This window comes from Pseudomonas fluorescens, assembly GCF_002022275.1.
GTDB lineage: Bacteria > Pseudomonadota > Gammaproteobacteria > Pseudomonadales > Pseudomonadaceae > Aquipseudomonas > Aquipseudomonas fluorescens_AJ.
The window spans coordinates 273,266-287,182 of record NZ_MSDF01000013.1 but is presented as its reverse complement, the minus strand read 5'-3'; the positions used below and the strand labels follow the sequence as shown (position 1 = coordinate 287,182).

Annotated in this window: 17 protein-coding genes; 7 read left to right on the top strand and 10 right to left on the bottom strand. The window is 59.7% G+C overall.

Annotation, left to right across the window (positions count from 1 at the left end):
- Window positions 1–34 precede the first annotated feature (34 nt).
- The gene (locus tag BFW87_RS07840; RefSeq protein WP_139372407.1) at window positions 35–745 is read left to right on the top strand and encodes a DUF6671 family protein; all 711 of its coding nucleotides are present in this window, start codon (window positions 35–37) and stop codon (window positions 743–745) included.
- Here BFW87_RS07840 and BFW87_RS07835 read toward each other — a convergent pair whose 3' ends face one another.
- The gene (locus tag BFW87_RS07835) at window positions 746–1,726 is read right to left on the bottom strand and encodes a LysR substrate-binding domain-containing protein (RefSeq protein WP_078739340.1); all 981 of its coding nucleotides are present in this window, start codon (window positions 1,724–1,726) and stop codon (window positions 746–748) included.
- Window positions 1,727–1,992: 266 nt separating this feature from the next.
- Between BFW87_RS07835 and BFW87_RS07830 the strand changes: the two genes are divergently transcribed.
- Genes BFW87_RS07830 through BFW87_RS07810 form a run of 5 tightly spaced genes read left to right on the top strand, consistent with a single transcriptional unit; the run spans window position 1,993 to window position 5,845 of the window.
- Complete coding sequence (locus tag BFW87_RS07830; protein WP_139372406.1) at window positions 1,993–2,280, top strand: hypothetical protein; 288 nt, start codon at window positions 1,993–1,995, stop codon at window positions 2,278–2,280.
- Window positions 2,277–3,473 carry a hypothetical protein gene (locus BFW87_RS07825; protein WP_217699413.1) on the top strand — a complete coding sequence of 399 codons (1,197 nt, stop codon included), beginning with the start codon at window positions 2,277–2,279 and terminating at the stop codon, window positions 3,471–3,473. Before BFW87_RS07830 ends, BFW87_RS07825 begins: the two co-directional genes overlap by 4 nt.
- Window positions 3,474–3,483: 10 nt before the next feature.
- Entirely contained in the window at window positions 3,484–4,110 is a 627-nt protein-coding gene (locus tag BFW87_RS07820) for a GNAT family N-acetyltransferase (RefSeq protein ID WP_217699412.1), read from the top strand.
- Window positions 4,107–5,312 carry a M20/M25/M40 family metallo-hydrolase gene (locus BFW87_RS07815; protein WP_078739338.1) on the top strand — a complete coding sequence of 402 codons (1,206 nt, stop codon included), beginning with the start codon at window positions 4,107–4,109 and terminating at the stop codon, window positions 5,310–5,312. The genes BFW87_RS07820 and BFW87_RS07815 overlap by 4 nt, the downstream gene beginning before the upstream one ends.
- The gene (locus tag BFW87_RS07810) at window positions 5,309–5,845 is read left to right on the top strand and encodes a cysteine hydrolase (RefSeq protein ID WP_078739337.1); all 537 of its coding nucleotides are present in this window, start codon (window positions 5,309–5,311) and stop codon (window positions 5,843–5,845) included. Before BFW87_RS07815 ends, BFW87_RS07810 begins: the two co-directional genes overlap by 4 nt.
- Before the next feature lie 81 nt (window positions 5,846–5,926).
- Here BFW87_RS07810 and BFW87_RS07805 read toward each other — a convergent pair whose 3' ends face one another.
- From BFW87_RS07805 to BFW87_RS07785, 5 genes are all read right to left on the bottom strand, one after another.
- Window positions 5,927–6,625 (bottom strand): OmpW/AlkL family protein, encoded by a 699-nt coding sequence (locus tag BFW87_RS07805; RefSeq protein ID WP_078739336.1) that lies wholly within the window; start codon window positions 6,623–6,625, stop codon window positions 5,927–5,929.
- Between the two features lie 231 nt (window positions 6,626–6,856).
- Window positions 6,857–7,378 carry a DUF3299 domain-containing protein gene (locus BFW87_RS07800; RefSeq protein WP_078739373.1) on the bottom strand — a complete coding sequence of 174 codons (522 nt, stop codon included), beginning with the start codon at window positions 7,376–7,378 and terminating at the stop codon, window positions 6,857–6,859.
- An 11-nt stretch (window positions 7,379–7,389) separates the two neighbouring features.
- Window positions 7,390–8,655: an ABC transporter permease gene (locus tag BFW87_RS07795; RefSeq protein WP_078739335.1), complete on the bottom strand. Its 1,266-nt coding sequence runs from the start codon at window positions 8,653–8,655 to the stop codon at window positions 7,390–7,392.
- Between the two features lies 1 nt (window position 8,656).
- Window positions 8,657–9,367, bottom strand: a complete 711-nt coding sequence (locus tag BFW87_RS07790) for an ABC transporter ATP-binding protein (protein ID WP_078739334.1) — start codon at window positions 9,365–9,367, stop codon at window positions 8,657–8,659.
- Window positions 9,368–9,508: 141 nt separating this feature from the next.
- A complete protein-coding gene (locus BFW87_RS07785; RefSeq protein ID WP_078739333.1) occupies window positions 9,509–10,120 on the bottom strand; it encodes a DUF2796 domain-containing protein in 612 nt (203 codons plus the stop codon).
- A gap of 131 nt (window positions 10,121–10,251) precedes the next feature.
- On the opposite strand from BFW87_RS07785, the gene BFW87_RS07780 reads away from it, so the two are divergent.
- Window positions 10,252–10,593 carry a hypothetical protein gene (locus BFW87_RS07780; RefSeq protein WP_078739332.1) on the top strand — a complete coding sequence of 114 codons (342 nt, stop codon included), beginning with the start codon at window positions 10,252–10,254 and terminating at the stop codon, window positions 10,591–10,593.
- Here the strand turns inward: BFW87_RS07780 and trxA are convergent.
- From trxA to BFW87_RS07760, 4 genes are all read right to left on the bottom strand, one after another.
- A complete protein-coding gene (gene trxA / locus BFW87_RS07775; protein ID WP_078739331.1) occupies window positions 10,590–11,462 on the bottom strand; it encodes a thioredoxin in 873 nt (290 codons plus the stop codon). The two genes, BFW87_RS07780 and trxA, sit on opposite strands and share 4 nt — an antisense overlap.
- A 72-nt stretch (window positions 11,463–11,534) precedes the next feature.
- Window positions 11,535–12,536, bottom strand: a complete 1,002-nt coding sequence (locus BFW87_RS07770; protein WP_078739330.1) for an Abi family protein — start codon at window positions 12,534–12,536, stop codon at window positions 11,535–11,537.
- Window positions 12,537–12,799: 263 nt separating this feature from the next.
- A complete protein-coding gene (locus BFW87_RS07765) occupies window positions 12,800–13,453 on the bottom strand; it encodes a class I SAM-dependent methyltransferase (RefSeq protein ID WP_078739329.1) in 654 nt (217 codons plus the stop codon).
- The gene (locus tag BFW87_RS07760) at window positions 13,450–13,905 is read right to left on the bottom strand and encodes a YbaY family lipoprotein (protein WP_078739328.1); all 456 of its coding nucleotides are present in this window, start codon (window positions 13,903–13,905) and stop codon (window positions 13,450–13,452) included. Before BFW87_RS07760 ends, BFW87_RS07765 begins: the two co-directional genes overlap by 4 nt.
- Window positions 13,906–13,917: the final 12 nt, after the last annotated feature.

The window sequence follows — 13,917 nt, the reverse complement described above, 5'->3', positions numbered from 1 at the left end:
AGGTTCTCTAAGTACAGAAAGTTTGCCTGCGGTATTGACCCACAAAGTTGCGGGTGGCGAAACCGGTCCGGATATTTTGATCGCCACCATGCACGGCAAGGAAGTGGTACTGGGCCCGGTATTGGCCGCACTTGGTTTTCAGGTATTACTGCCGATTGGTTATGACACCGACGCACTTGGTACTTTCTCTGGCGATGTTCGCCGCCCTGGCACCGCCTTTGACGCTGCGTTGGAAAAAGCCCGTCGCGCCTGCGATGCCACCGGGGTCGCGCGCGCGGTCTCCAGTGAAGGTACCTACCGGCCATCCCAGTTACTGTTCCCGGGTGCGCGCAACGCAGAATTGCTCGCCTTTGTTGACCGTGAGACGGGTTTTGAATGTGTTGAATACGTAACAGACACTCCGACACGTTTTGACAACGGCCGTGTTCCACCCGATATAAATGCCCCCGAGGTGCGCGCGTTGCTGGCGTTGATTGGCTGGCCGCAGACCAAAGTGCTGGTGGTGCCCCATGATCCAGGTGTCGGCGTGGTCATGCCGGAGTGGGTGTACAAGGGCATCGGCGACGAGCAGGCCCTGGCCGAAGCTTTTGAGGTCTGCGCCAGGCACTCCACGGATGGCTGGGTCCACCTGGAAACCGACCTGCGCGCCCATATGAACCCGTCCCGCATGATTTCGATCGCACAGGTAGCCGAGCGCCTGAGCGCTCGCCTGGCGAAGGAAGGTTACCGGGCCCGCGTGGCGTGATTACACCGCTGGCGAGAAGCCTTGCGCGTTCACCACCAGTTGGTAGGGCAAGGCTTCGCGCGGTACCAAGGGCTCATCGGGCGAATTGAACGCGTTCATCATCCACTGCACCAACAAGTTCGTGGCCTCGTTAGGGCGCGCGCCCTGGCAGATATAGAACGAGCGCGGGCTTTTTACACGAGTCGCCAAAGGCGCCACCAGCAACCCCTCGTCCAGCAAGTGATTGACGAGCGGCGAAGTGCCCAGCGCCACGCCATGGCCCATGCTGGCCGCGTGAATCATCTGGTCGAAATGGCTGAAGCGAAGGCCGACATCGGCCACCGGCACCGAGGGCCTTGAGGCGTTGAGCCAGTTGGCCCACTGCAACCAGGGCCAGGCATTTTGCGAATCACTCAAATGCAGCAGGGTGTGATGTTGCAAGTCCTCGATGCAATTAATCGTTCGCCCACTTCGGCGTAATAACAGAGGGCTGCACACCGCAAACACCTCCTCGGTCGACAGGCACACATCCGTCTGCGGGTTTATCTGGTCTGACGAGCAGTAGCGAATAGCGAGGTCAACAGAGCCCTGCTTGAGGTCCACCACCCGATTGTCCGCTTCAAGGTGGATGGCAATCTCCGGGTGCAGCTCCCGAAAACGCGCCAGGCGCGGCACCAGCCACAATGAGGCGAAAGAGGTTGTGGTGGAGATCTTGATGCTCTGGTGGCTGGGCTCTTTGCGCAGGTTGTAAACCGTCTGTGACAGGCGCGCCAGCGTTTCACTGACCACCTCAAACAGCTCACGCCCCGTTTCCGTAAGCTCCAGCGAGCGATGCCTGCGCTCGAAAAGCGCACTGCCTACAAACTCTTCAAGTTTCTTGACCTGCCGACTGATTGCCGACTGCGTCACAAAAACTTCATTGCCCGCCTTGGAAAAACTAAGTTGCCGCGCCGCGGCTTCAAATCCAATCAACAAGTCCAACGGTGGTAGCGGTCTAGACATCTGACATCATCCCTTTTCACCACGAACCATGAAGTTAAATGTCCCTATATATGGGAAGTAGCGCCGTCAATATCACTGCCGAAATTTGAGTCTAAATGTTTCGCAAGGGAAAGTAATGTGAATTGATGTGAAGTGTTTTACAAAGTGGATCCAAACTTACGCATTCCCTGGCTGCATGCATCACCTGCCAAAAGGTTGTTTGAGCGCCCGCAACTCTCCGATCACTATTTATTACCCCGCCGTGTTTCATGCACAGGAGTGACGATGTGAACTTTCAGCGCAGTGCCAGGTTTTTGATGAGTCAGGGTGAAGTTATATGCTTGAGTCATCCAATGGGTTACACGATTAAAACCATTATTGGGCGTCTTCAGGTTATCCAGGAGGAAGTTATTGGCAACTTAATATTAAGCGCCGGGCAAGTCTCGACCGTCGATACTTCCAGCGCCCTGACACTTAAGGCAATGAGCCATACATTTGTTTCAGTGACACATTCAAACTATGCCTCATTGCCGGACATGTGGCCCGGCCTGCGGCTGCAGGAGTGCAAGGCATGAAGCTACCAGGTCACTTGACCAGCCCTTCGGTACAACTGGGTATCAGTATCGGCGTGCTGATGTATGCCAGCTATGGCCTGGCCCATGCGGCCTTTGCCAATAGCGTGCTGATCGTACTCTGTGCGTTTATCGGGCTGTTCATTCCTTATTATTCAAAGTTGAGCAACAAGCTCGAAGAAGTCATTAATTTGCGCACAGCGCTGGTCAGCCTGGGGCGTTTGGGGCGTTTTATCCCTCAGCTTGCCTTCAACATTGGCGTGTTCGTCGCGCTGGTGGAAGGCGGCGTGTTCCCGCCCGGCAACCTGTCGGACCTTGGCGGCGTACCGGGGATTGCGCTGCTGACCACCTGTGCTTCCCAAGGCATGCAATACATCGCGCTGGCGCTGGCTAACCGGGAAATCGGCGATAGAAACCGCAATGTGTTGATCGCGCTGTCCGCCAACATAGTGGTGACCTCGCTCGCGACCCTTGGCCTGCCCTGGCTCAAGATGGCCTTCCTGGTCTTTGGCCTGGCGTTTGGCGTGGCGTTGTTTGCCATCGGCCTGCTGTCGGATTTGCGCGGCAAGCTGCCCAAGCGCGGCGGCGTGGGGGTGTTCTTCGGAACATTCAACCCGATTCACCGAACCCACCTGGCGTTGATCCGTGACGCCATCGAGTCCAGGGGCCTGGAAAAGGTCTACCTGCACAGCACCATCGTGCCCAAGCTCCATGCCCAGGCGCTGGAGCGCGGCGAAATCCAGATTGGCCGCTACGAACACGGCATGCGGGTGTATGAAAAAACCCGACGCGCCGACGTGCACCTGAACTACTTCCCGACCGGCTCGCGGTTTTACGAATACGAAACCCGTGAGGCCATGATGCGTGTGGCGGTCGAGGAGGCCGGCCTCACGGGCAAGGTCGAAGTGCTGTCGCTGCCCGAAGCCTATGCTGGCGGCGGTTTTTACGCGGTACTCAAACACATCAAGGGCCTGGCTCAAGGTCAGCCGATTCACGGTATCCATGGCAGTGACCTGGGTGGCATGTGGGTGCGCGGTATTTATGACGAGTCGGGCTGGCTCTACCCCTATCCGGTGGTGCGGCGCGACAAGGTGTCGGCCACCGCCATCCGCAACGGCGCCAAGGGCCAGACCACCCAGACCGTCCAAAGCATGATCGAGTCGCTTCGCGATACCACTTCCCTGCAGGGCCATTGAGGAATTCGCCGTGTCCGTTTCCATTCACAGCTCACAGTCCGACGTCAAAACCACCGCACGCCCACCGCTGACCATCAAGATTGTTGAAAGCGAAGATGAGCGAATCAAAGCCATGCTCGTGCGGGCCATCGTCTACATGCATGAGCAGCAGTGCCCGTTCAGCGAAGAATTCGACCTCAATGACCATGCCGCCACGCAGGTGGTAGGGCTGATTGCCGACGAGCCGGTGCTGACCGCGCGCATCCGTTACTTCAACGGTTTCGCCAAGCTTGAACGCCTGGCCATCCGCGCTGAATTCCGTGGTCGTGGTTATGCCCATCAACTGCTGGCGTTCTTGCTGAACATCTGCCGGCAGAAGGGGTTCTCGCGTTTTTACCTGCACGCTCAAGTCCAGCTGGAGTCGTTTTACGCCGGCTACGGGTTCAGCAGGACGGGCACGCAGTTCGCCTTTTCAGACCACGGCTACACCGAAATGCTGATGGAGGAAGAAAGCCCTCAAGCTCAGCCGTCGGCCTGGATCGGCTACCAGCCCATGCTGCTCAATCGCCCGGAGAACAACGTCTACGCTGCCGGCCCCCTGGAGCAACGCCCGATCAATGTGCTGCCGCAATTGATCCGCACCGGAGCCGTGGCATGAAGCAATGGTCATCCGCAGTTCTGTGTGCGCTGGCACTCACTATGGGCAATGCCTACGCCGATGAGCCCATCCCGCCACGGTCGCTGCAATTGCTGCAGGAAGTGGTGAACATCAATACCGACTCCAAAAACGCCGAAGGCCTGACGCAAGTCAGGAACATCCTGATTCCCTACTTCGAAGCCCTCGGGCTGGTGGTCACGCATCACCCCCTGGCCGATGGCCGCGACGTGCTCAGTTTTGAAACCGCCAACGCCACGCCGAGCATTTTGCTGATTGGCCACCTGGACACGGTATTCCCACCGGCGAGCCCGTTTCAAAGCCTGTCCCAACAGGATGATCGCCTGATGGGCCCCGGTGTGATCGATATGAAAGGCGGTGTGGTGCTGATGCTTGACGCCCTGGAGCAACTCAAGAGGTCCGGGCACCTGGGCAACGTGCGCGTGGCGCTTAACGACGACGAAGAAATCGGCTCGAGCGTTTCCAAACCTGTGCTGCAGCAGCTCGCGCAAGGCCTGGCCTATGGCCTGGTATTTGAGCCGGGTCTTGAGGATGGCGCTTACGTGAACAGCCAATCAGGCATCCGCTGGATGAAGCTGACGACTTCGGGCAAGGCATCCCACGCCGGGCTTGAGCCCGAAAACGGCATCGACGCGTGCCTGGACCTGGCGATCAAGGTGAAAAAACTCGCCGAACTGGCCCGGCCCGCAGACGGCCTGCTGATCAACCCCGGCGTCATCGAAGGCGGCACAAAACCCAACGTGGTGTGCGACCACGCCAGCGTGACGGTTGACGTGCGCTTCCAGAAAATGGCGGATTGGGAGCAGACCTTCACGGCCCTGAAAAACATCAGCGACCACAGCGACGTCTACAACGAAAAACTCCAGCAAGGCACCCACACCGAGCTGACCAAGCTCGCTGAAATGCCGTTGTTGGCCGCCACCAATACCCAAGCGGTGGTCACCCAGGCCCAGGCAGTCGCCGACGCATTGGGCCAACCGTTCAAGGCCCGCGCCGTGGGTTACGGCAGCGACGGCAACAACGTCGCCAACCCCACGATTCAGATTCTGGTGGGCCTGGGCCCCTATGGCGGCGGCATGCACTCGGAGAAAGAGTTCATGCAGATGTCGTCCTATGGCCAACGGCTCGCCTTTGCAACAGCCCTTATAAGAAAACTGAACCCCACTGTCAGGAGCACCCCATGAAAGCACTCGTCGTGATTGATATTCAGCGTGAATACATAGCCGCAGGGCGCAAGTTTCATATCGAGTCCATCGGCCCGTCGCTGCAAAACGCCTATGCGATGCTGCAACATGCTCGCGATGAAGGCTGGCCGATTGTGCATGTCCAGCATCTGCAGGACGGCGATCTGTTCAACCGCGACTCAGACACGTCAGACTTTATCGACGGGTTCGCTCCTGAAGCCGGCGAAGCGCACGCGACCAAGGGCAACTACTCGTCGTTCTCTTCACCGGCGTTCGTTGATTTCGTCAACCGGCACGCGGACCACGAATTCCTGGTGACAGGCTACGGCACCACCATGTGCTGCCTCTCCACCATTGTGGAGGGCTACCACCGGGGTTACCGCTTTGCGCTGGTTGAAGATGCCACTGCAGCGCTGGCTTCCAATGGCCTGTCGGAAGCCTCCTTGCAACAGCATGCAACGACCATCCTGAAAACCTTCGCGCGGGTGACCACCCTGGCGCAGGAAACGCTGGTGCTTGAAGCCGCAAGCTGATTACAGCTTTGCCAAGGGCATAAAAAATGTGGGAGCCAGTTTGCTCCCACATTTTTTTATGCAGTGTGGCTGGAATCGGGCTTAGAACTTGTAGCCGATACCCACCATGTACACCATCGGGTCAACGTCCACATTGACCTTGGCGCGGGTGCCCTGGCCGAGCGCATTGTTATCGACCGTGGCCTTGGTGCTGATGTCGATGTAGCGCGCCTGGGCGTTGATCATCCACTTGTCGTTGATCATGTAGTCGGCGCCGATCTGCGCGGCCCAGCCCCAGGAATTCTCGGCCTTGAAGTTGGTGAAACCGGCTTGCTCGGCGCGGCTGCCCACGTGTTCGTCGTAGATCCAGGTGTAGTTGATACCCGCGCCCACGTACGGCTGGAAGGCGGACTTGTGGTCCAGCGGGTAGTACACGACGCTCAGGGTCGGCGGCAGGTGTTTCAGGGTGCCGAGCTTGCCGTTGGCGGCGCCGAGGGCGGTGTTCTTGATCTTTACGTCGTGCTCGAACGGTGTGGCCGCAAGCAGTTCGATACCGACGTGGTCGGTGATCATGTAGGCGAAGTTGAGGCCCAGTTGGGTGTCGCTGCTCATGGTCGCCTTGCCGCCCAGGTTGGTGCCGGCCAGCGGGCCCTGGTCAACCTTGACGCTGCTGCTGTCAGCCTTCGGATTCACGGTGATTGCACCGGCGCGAATCAGAATGTCGCCGGCTTCGTGAGCCTGTACAACGGGGGCGGCGAGGGCGAGCGCGAAGAGAGACGCGCCGAGCAGGGACTTGTTCATGGGAGCTCCAAAAGGACGTTAAAAGTTGTACGTCCAATGGTAAAGATCGTTCCGGGCGATCTTTTGACTCAGCTCAATGAAAGGGTGATCACTGCCTTGCACCGCTGATCAAAACTGTGGGAGCGGGCTTGCCCGCGAAGGCGTTGGGCCAGCCAACTTATCTTTTGCTGACAGACCGCTTTCGCGGGCAAGCCCGCTCCCACATGGGATTTCGGTGTTCTTGAGTAGGGCTTATTCCTGCAATTCGTACATGTAAATCTTCTCGGCATCCATCTGGTAACCGGCATCCGCCAATTCACTGGTCGACGCTTTGACCTGCATCGCACCCTCGACCCAATAAGGCTGATACAGCTCATCAAGCTTCACGCCGACTTCGCTTTTCACATGCACGATCTGGTTCGACGGTGGTGGCGGCACGTGGATGCACGCGCCGAAATACGGCACCAGCAAAAACTCGGTGGTGCGGCCTTCTTCGCTGACTTCCAGCGGCACGATATAGCCCGGCAAGCGGATGTGTTTACCGTCGAGGCTCTGCACCACCGGCGCGTTGGGCAAATCCTGTTTGGCCGCTGGCGCCGCCTCGACCGACAAGGCATCGGCCATGTTCGACAGGTCGTGCAGCGGCTTCATGTTGGGGATTTCCGGCGGCGCGTCCGGCGGGATCATTTCCTGCCACGACAAATCCTTGGGCTGCTCTTCGGCCCAGGCGGGCACGGCCACCAGCAGCAACAGCGCAAACAGGGCACGACGCATCAACACCTCTTTCATAAACGAATCGACAGGCCGTCGGCCAGGGATTGCCGATAGGCGCGCCACGCAGGCACGGCGCCCATCAACAGCGCTGCGGCGAGGATACCGGCGAGCAGTGTCCATTCATATTCGCTCGGCCACGACATTGGCAAGTCCAGGCCGTAGTTGGCCTGCAAATACCCGCGCGAGGCGGCGATGCACACGTAGAGCAAACCCACGCCCGCCACCACGCCGGACAGCGCCAGGGCGAAGGCTTCAAAAATCAGCAACGTCGCGATATGCCAGGGCCGTGCGCCCACCGAACGCAAGATCGCCATCTCGCGGCGGCGCTCGTTGAGGCTGGTGAGGATCGCCGTGAGCATGCCGATCAAGCCGGTCAGCACCACGAACAGCGAGATCACGAACAGCGCTTTTTCGGCGGTGCCCATCATGCTCCACAGCTCCTGCAGCGCCACGCCGGGCAGGATCGCCAGCATCGGCTCGCCACGGAATTCATTGATTTCGCGCTGCAACGCGAAGGTGGAAATCTTGTTGTTCAGGCCGAGCATGAACGCAGTGATCGCCTGGGGCGTCAGGTCCATGTTACGTGCCTGATCGGCGCTGATGCGGCCTTTGCCCTGGGCCGGCACGCCGTTGTGCCAGTCGATATGGATCGCTTCCATACCGCCGAGGCTGATGTGTAACGTGCGGTCCATCGGGGTGCCGGTGCGCTTGAGAATGCCGACCACAGTGAAGGGTTTGTCGTCGTGTTTGACCAGGCTGACCACTGCCACACCGTGGGCGAGCACCAGCTTGTCACCGAGTTTGTAATGCAATGCGTCGGCGACTTCGGCACCGAGTACCACCTCGAACGGATCGGTGGCGAAAGCGCGGCCACTCGCCAGTTCCAGGTTCTGTTTGCGGCCGTACTGGTAATGCTCGAAGTAGGATTCGTTGGTGCCCATCACACGGTAGCCGCGGTGGGAGTCGCCGAGGGAAATCGGGATCGCCCATTTCACCTGAGGGCTGGCGGCGAAGTGTTCGAAGCTGTCCCAGCGAATGTTGTTGGTGGCGTTGCCGATACGGAACACCGAGTACAGCAGCAGATTCACCGAGCCCGAGCGCGCGCCGACGATCAGGTCGGTGCCGCTGATGGTGCTGGCGAAACTGTTGCGTGCTTCAACGCGCACGCGCTCCACCGCGAGCAACAAGCAGACTGACAGCGCAATGGCGAAGGCGGTGAGGATCGCGGTAAAGCGGCGGTTAGCCAGGCTGGCCATGGCTAGACGAAACAAATACATCTCAAACCTCTGCGGGCGTGGCGGCGCGATTGAGTTCGGCCAGCGACAGGTGGCGGTCAAACAGCGGCGCGAGGCTCTGGTCATGGCTGACGAACAACAGGCTGGCGCCCGCGTCGCGGCATTCGGCAAAGAGCAAACGGATGAAGGCTTCGCGAGCGTCGTAGTCGAGGGCCGAGGTGGGCTCGTCGGCGATCACCAATTCCGGCTGGCCGATCAACGCGCGGGCGGCGGCGACCCGTTGCTGTTGGCCGATGGACAGCGAATCGGCGCGGCGCTCGAGCAAATCCTTGTCCTTCAAGCCCAAGTGCGCGAGCAAGGTCGCGGCGGCTTGATCGACGCTGCCATGGCGCTGCTTCGCCCGCTGCGCGCGCAGCTTGGAGAAGTGGCACGGCAGTTCGACGTTCTCGCGCACCGACAGAAACGGCAGCAGGTTGAACTGCTGGAAAATGTAGCCGGTGTGATCCACGCGAAAGCGATCGCGGGCGCCGGCGCTGAGTTCAGTCAGCTCCTGGCCGAGCAGGCGGATGCTGCCGCGACTGGGTTTTTGCACGCCGCCGAGCAGGCCGAGCAGGGTGGTTTTGCCACTGCCGCTGGGGCCTTTGAGAAACAGGGTTTCACCCGCTTCCAGACGGAATGCGGGGATGTCCAGCAACTGCGGATGACCGGGCCAGTTGAAGCCCAGGTCGTGCAGTTCGATTAACGCTTGAGTCATGGGAAATCACAGGTCTCAAAAAATGGCGCAAAACCCTGTGGGAGCTGGCTTGCCTGCGATGCAGGCGGCGCGGTGCGTCAGGTAACACCGCGGCGATGCCATCGCAGGCAAGCCAGCTCCCACATTGACCGGATTGTCAGATCAGAATTTCAGGGTGGCTGCGCTGGCCGTCGCTTCAACGCCTTGCTGGCCACTCGGGCCGATCAGTTGTACCTGAATTTTCTGGGTGGCGGGGAAGGTCTTGAACACCTGGGTCAGGTCCAGGTTGCTCAGTGCCGTCGGCGTGGCGCAGTTGAACTGGTAGTGGGCGTGGATTTCGCTGTGGTCGTGATGATGCTCGTGGGCGGCCGCGCCTTTGCCGTCGGTGGCGTGGTCGTCATCGTCGTCGTCATGGTCGGCTTCAGGTTTGTCGCCGAACAGCGGGCTGTTGAGCTCCTGGGTGCTGATTACGCAACCCGCGCCCTTGGGCAGGTTGAACAGGGCCAGCGGGTTTTCCAGCTGCTTGCGTGCGGCGGCGACCTTGGCTTTGTCCGCTGGCGTGGTTGCCTGGTGTTCAAAACCCACGAGGTTCATGGCCGGGCTGTCGAATTCCAGTTCCAGTGCCTGGCCGTCGAGTACCGCGTTGAGGCGGCCGACGCCGTGCTCGTGCGCACCGAGGCTGGCGTGTTCGTGGTCGTGATCGTGCTCATCGGCAGCCTGGGCAATGGCGAGTGGCAGCAGGGCAAACGGCAAAGCGAGCAGCAGACGGCGCATGAGAAGGCTCCAGAATATGAAAGTTTTGTTATGTGATCTTATAACAATAATGACAGGAGTTTGAACGCCCGCTTGGCGTTGCGCAAGTCGCGTGGGAGCATGCTTGTCGGAAAAGCGCGGGAGTAAATGTGATGTTACGAATTCGTGGAACCGTCGGCGACCTGCCGGTGGACCTGACCCTGGAGCTGGACGACGGCGATTGGGCGCGGCTGGGCGCGCAGTTACAGACGGCCCCTGTGCAAGCCGCGCCGGCTGCGGCACCGGTCAAACAAAATGATGACCTGTGGCAGAACGCCCAGGACCTGTTGCGCAACGCCGGGCAGCTCAGCGGGCTGGAGTTGATCGATCAACTGGAAGGCTTGGCCGGCGATGCCGCGTCCGGCAAGCGCCTGTTGGTGCGCCTGCGTCACAGCTCGAACGTAAAAGTGGCCAGCGGCGGGGATACGCCGCTGTACAGCTGGGTCGGCGACTAGTACAGCGCCGCGAACAGCTTGCGACGGTACACAGTCACCAGCGGGTGGTCGTTGCCCAGCAGTTCGAAGACTTGCAGCAAAGTCTTGTGCGGCAGACCTTCGCTGTAGCTGCGGTTACGGACAAACAGCTTGAGCAGGCCTTCCAGCGCCGCGTCGTATTGCTGGCGCGCCAGTTGCTGGATCGCCAGTTGATAGGCCGCTTCGTCGTCCTGCGGGTTTTGCCCCAGGCGGCTTTTCAGGTCGGCAGCGTCCGGCAGGTCGGCGGCCTGGCGCAGAAACGTGATCTGCGCCTTGGCCCCGGCGAGGGCGGCTTTGTGGTCGTCGCTTTTGACCGCGTCGAGCACGGTTTGGGCTTCGCCCAGCTCACCGCGTTCGGCCAGGCAGCGCGCGTACAGGATCAGCGCAGCAGCGTTGGTGTTGTCTTCGCCCAGCAACGCAACCAGCACGGCTTCGGCATCGCTGATGCGGCCTTCGGCAAACAGCGCTTGTGCCTGTTCCAGTGGATCAGCGGCCGGTGGCGGGGGCATTTTCACGTGAGGTTCCAACATCGCCCGCACCGCCGATTCCGGCTGCGCCCCGGCAAAGCCGTCCACCGGCTCGCCATCCTTGAACAGCACCACCGTCGGCAGGCTGCGAATGCCAAACCGCGCGACGATGTCCTGCTCGGCATCGCAATCGACCTTGGCCAGCAGCAGTTCTCCCTGATAGCTCTCGGCGATCTGCGCGAGCATCGGCATCAACGCCTTGCAGGGCGCGCACCACTCGGCCCAGAAATCCACCAGCACGGGTTTTTCGAATGAGTTCTGAATCACCGCCTGGTCGAAGGTGGCAGTGGTAGCGTCGAAGATGTAAGGCGTGGGCTCACTCATGGGGCGTCTCAAATAAAGCGGGAATGGGGCAACTATAAGGGCTGGCGCGGGCTATCGGAAGCAGCACGGCGCTCAGGTACCAGGCGTGTGCCAAAAAGAGTCTTGATACCAGTCGGCAGGGAACCCCATCGCTTTCAGGCTCACTTCAGGGAATTCATGGATGAGTTGATACAGGCGTTGGCTCCAGCGAGCGTGCGGACTCACTTGATGCATCAAGTGATTCAGAATGCAGAGCGCTGCAAAAATGCGCGTATGGGGCCCCGGCTGAAAGAGATGACCCGGCCAAGGAAAATTGGCTTTTTTCGGCAGTTCGGGGCGAATACCCAGCTCTCGGTTCCACATCCGCGAATGGTGGGCGCAGAGGTTTCGGATGGTAGTCAGAGTGTGCAGCCAGGATTGCATCAAGGGAGCCGCCAGTCCCAAGCGCTTGGCAATGGCCTTTTTGTCTGAATCTCTGGCCAGGCCTTTGTAGAGGTGAGACAAATCGCCCAGCGTCAACTCCTCCAACATGGCCCAGCCGGGCATCAAAGGCGGATGGCTGTAAGTTGTCGGGTAATGGCGGGCATAGCTTTCTTTCGCTCTCTGGCGTTTAAGAATGGCTTTTCTTCCTTCATCAGCCTGCAGCCTGTCGATGCGTTCGCATTCGCGCTGGTAGTCACGGTTTGCATTGGACTGTTTGATCGCAAGGGTTGTGAGCAAGCGTTCATGATCAAACGCCGGATGAAACATCTGTGGGTTGATATACCAATGACAACCATGGGCAGGTCCCATGTGGTTACTGATAACGGCGCGCGATGCGATTTCGACTCTTTCGATGGCATCCATCGTCAGTAAGCGAAGCCGCCGGTCAAAATCGTAGAGTCGGGTCAATTGACGAAACTGGATACCCTTGCGAAAGCGATGATCTCTGTCTTCTGGGTGTTGAAAGGGCCGCATGTAGGGGCTTAATCGAAAGAAACTGACGGACTGCAAAAAAGAGGCGGCGCGAGTCTCATTTTGAATCAGCAAGCCGCGGTGCTTGAGCAGTTCCAACTGAGAAGGAACGTCGATGGCAGGCTTGCTGAATAACCTCATACCCAAAAAGTACCGGGCATAAAAAACCCGCACAATTTGTGCTTGGCTACTGACGTAGCTAGAGGCATGGCGGGTGTATTGCCGCGAAGATTAGGCAGCTGCCCGGCGCTTTGCAAGGTTTTTATAGGAGGGTTAACACGCGAAATTGTAAGGCGAAGCATGCTGGTCAATTACCCGGGTCGAGTGCGAAAGGAGCGTATTGTTCACCGCGCTCCCTGGCCTGTCTCAACCAAGCTATTGCCAGAAATTTGTAACGTGCGCACTTATCGCCGCGAGTGGTACAGGCTCACCTTGCGAAATTCCCAAGGCTCGGCCAGATCCGGCAGCGTCAAGGCATCCAGAATTTCCAAGCGTCGGTAAGCCGGGTGCTGGAAGTCTCTTACCCGCGAATCCGCCACCAACGCTTCACGGCCACGGCTTAGGAAGTGATCCAGCAACGGCAGGTTGGCGCGGTCGTAGAGCACATCGGCGACCAGGATCAGGTCGAAGCGATCGGCTTCGGCGAAAAAATCTGCTGAGTATTTCAGCTCGACACCATTGAGTTCAGCATTCGCCCGGCAAGACGCCAGCGCCAGCGGGTCAAGGTCGCAGGCCACCACTTCCAGCGCGCCCGCCTTGACGGCGGCAATCGCCGCCACACCAGAACCCGCGCCGAAATCCAGCACACGCTTGCCCGCGACCCACTCGGGGTTTACCGCCAGGTAGCGCGCCAGCGCGAGGCCGCTGGCCCAGCAAAAGCTCCAGTAGGGCGGTTCATGCAGGATGCGTCGGGTTTCTTCCTGGCTGAAGGCGCGGTCCATGTTGTCGGCATCCAGCAACCACAACGACAGCTCGGTGCCCGGCAGCGGGCAGGGCACCAGGTGGGCGTCGCCGATCAACTCGCTTAAGGCCGCTTGCAAGTGCAGCGGTGGCGTCATGGCGCCGGGACGAGTTGCAGGGGGCCGGTGGTTTGGGTGATCGCCTGGGTGATACGCACGGCGGGCAAGTGCAGGATCAACTGGCCGGACTGGCTGGCGCGGCCGCGCAATTCAACGCGCGCACCGGCCGGGAAGGCTTCAGGATTGAAACGCAGGCGGAAGGCAATGGGCTTGCCGTTGCCGGTCAACACGCTGCTGGCCAGCAGTTGTTCTGGGCGGTTGCGCTCGTCGATCACCAACAACGCCAGTTCGACTTCTGCATTGGCAGGCACGCCATTGAGGATGCCGCTGATTTCACGCTGAAACGCCGGCAACGGGCCGAGGTCTTCGATGCCGGGCACTTTTTTCTCTTGTGCCGGTGTCGGTTGGGGGGCGGCTGGCTTGGGGGCTTCGCTGCTGCAGGCGACCAGAAAACTGAACAGGGTGAGTAAAACAAGTGGTCGTAGCTGCATGTACGGCTCCAG

What these genes read in the sequence shown, in the direction of transcription:
- BFW87_RS07835 (WP_078739340.1), bottom strand. Translation starts at nt 1,726, where the DNA reads ATGTCTAGACCGCTACCACCGTTGGACTTGTTGATTGGATTTGAAGCC.
- BFW87_RS07825 (WP_217699413.1), top strand. Translation starts at nt 2,277, where the DNA reads ATGAAGCTACCAGGTCACTTGACCAGCCCTTCGGTACAACTGGGTATC.
- BFW87_RS07815 (WP_078739338.1), top strand. Translation starts at nt 4,107, where the DNA reads ATGAAGCAATGGTCATCCGCAGTTCTGTGTGCGCTGGCACTCACTATG.
- BFW87_RS07810 (WP_078739337.1), top strand. Translation starts at nt 5,309, where the DNA reads ATGAAAGCACTCGTCGTGATTGATATTCAGCGTGAATACATAGCCGCA.
- BFW87_RS07805 (WP_078739336.1), bottom strand. Translation starts at nt 6,625, where the DNA reads ATGAACAAGTCCCTGCTCGGCGCGTCTCTCTTCGCGCTCGCCCTCGCC.
- BFW87_RS07800 (WP_078739373.1), bottom strand. Translation starts at nt 7,378, where the DNA reads ATGCGTCGTGCCCTGTTTGCGCTGTTGCTGCTGGTGGCCGTGCCCGCC.
- BFW87_RS07795 (WP_078739335.1), bottom strand. Translation starts at nt 8,655, where the DNA reads ATGTATTTGTTTCGTCTAGCCATGGCCAGCCTGGCTAACCGCCGCTTT.
- BFW87_RS07790 (WP_078739334.1), bottom strand. Translation starts at nt 9,367, where the DNA reads ATGACTCAAGCGTTAATCGAACTGCACGACCTGGGCTTCAACTGGCCC.
- BFW87_RS07785 (WP_078739333.1), bottom strand. Translation starts at nt 10,120, where the DNA reads ATGCGCCGTCTGCTGCTCGCTTTGCCGTTTGCCCTGCTGCCACTCGCC.
- BFW87_RS07780 (WP_078739332.1), top strand. Translation starts at nt 10,252, where the DNA reads ATGTTACGAATTCGTGGAACCGTCGGCGACCTGCCGGTGGACCTGACC.
- trxA (WP_078739331.1), bottom strand. Translation starts at nt 11,462, where the DNA reads ATGAGTGAGCCCACGCCTTACATCTTCGACGCTACCACTGCCACCTTC.
- BFW87_RS07770 (WP_078739330.1), bottom strand. Translation starts at nt 12,536, where the DNA reads ATGAGGTTATTCAGCAAGCCTGCCATCGACGTTCCTTCTCAGTTGGAA.
- BFW87_RS07765 (WP_078739329.1), bottom strand. Translation starts at nt 13,453, where the DNA reads ATGACGCCACCGCTGCACTTGCAAGCGGCCTTAAGCGAGTTGATCGGC.
- BFW87_RS07760 (WP_078739328.1), bottom strand. Translation starts at nt 13,905, where the DNA reads ATGCAGCTACGACCACTTGTTTTACTCACCCTGTTCAGTTTTCTGGTC.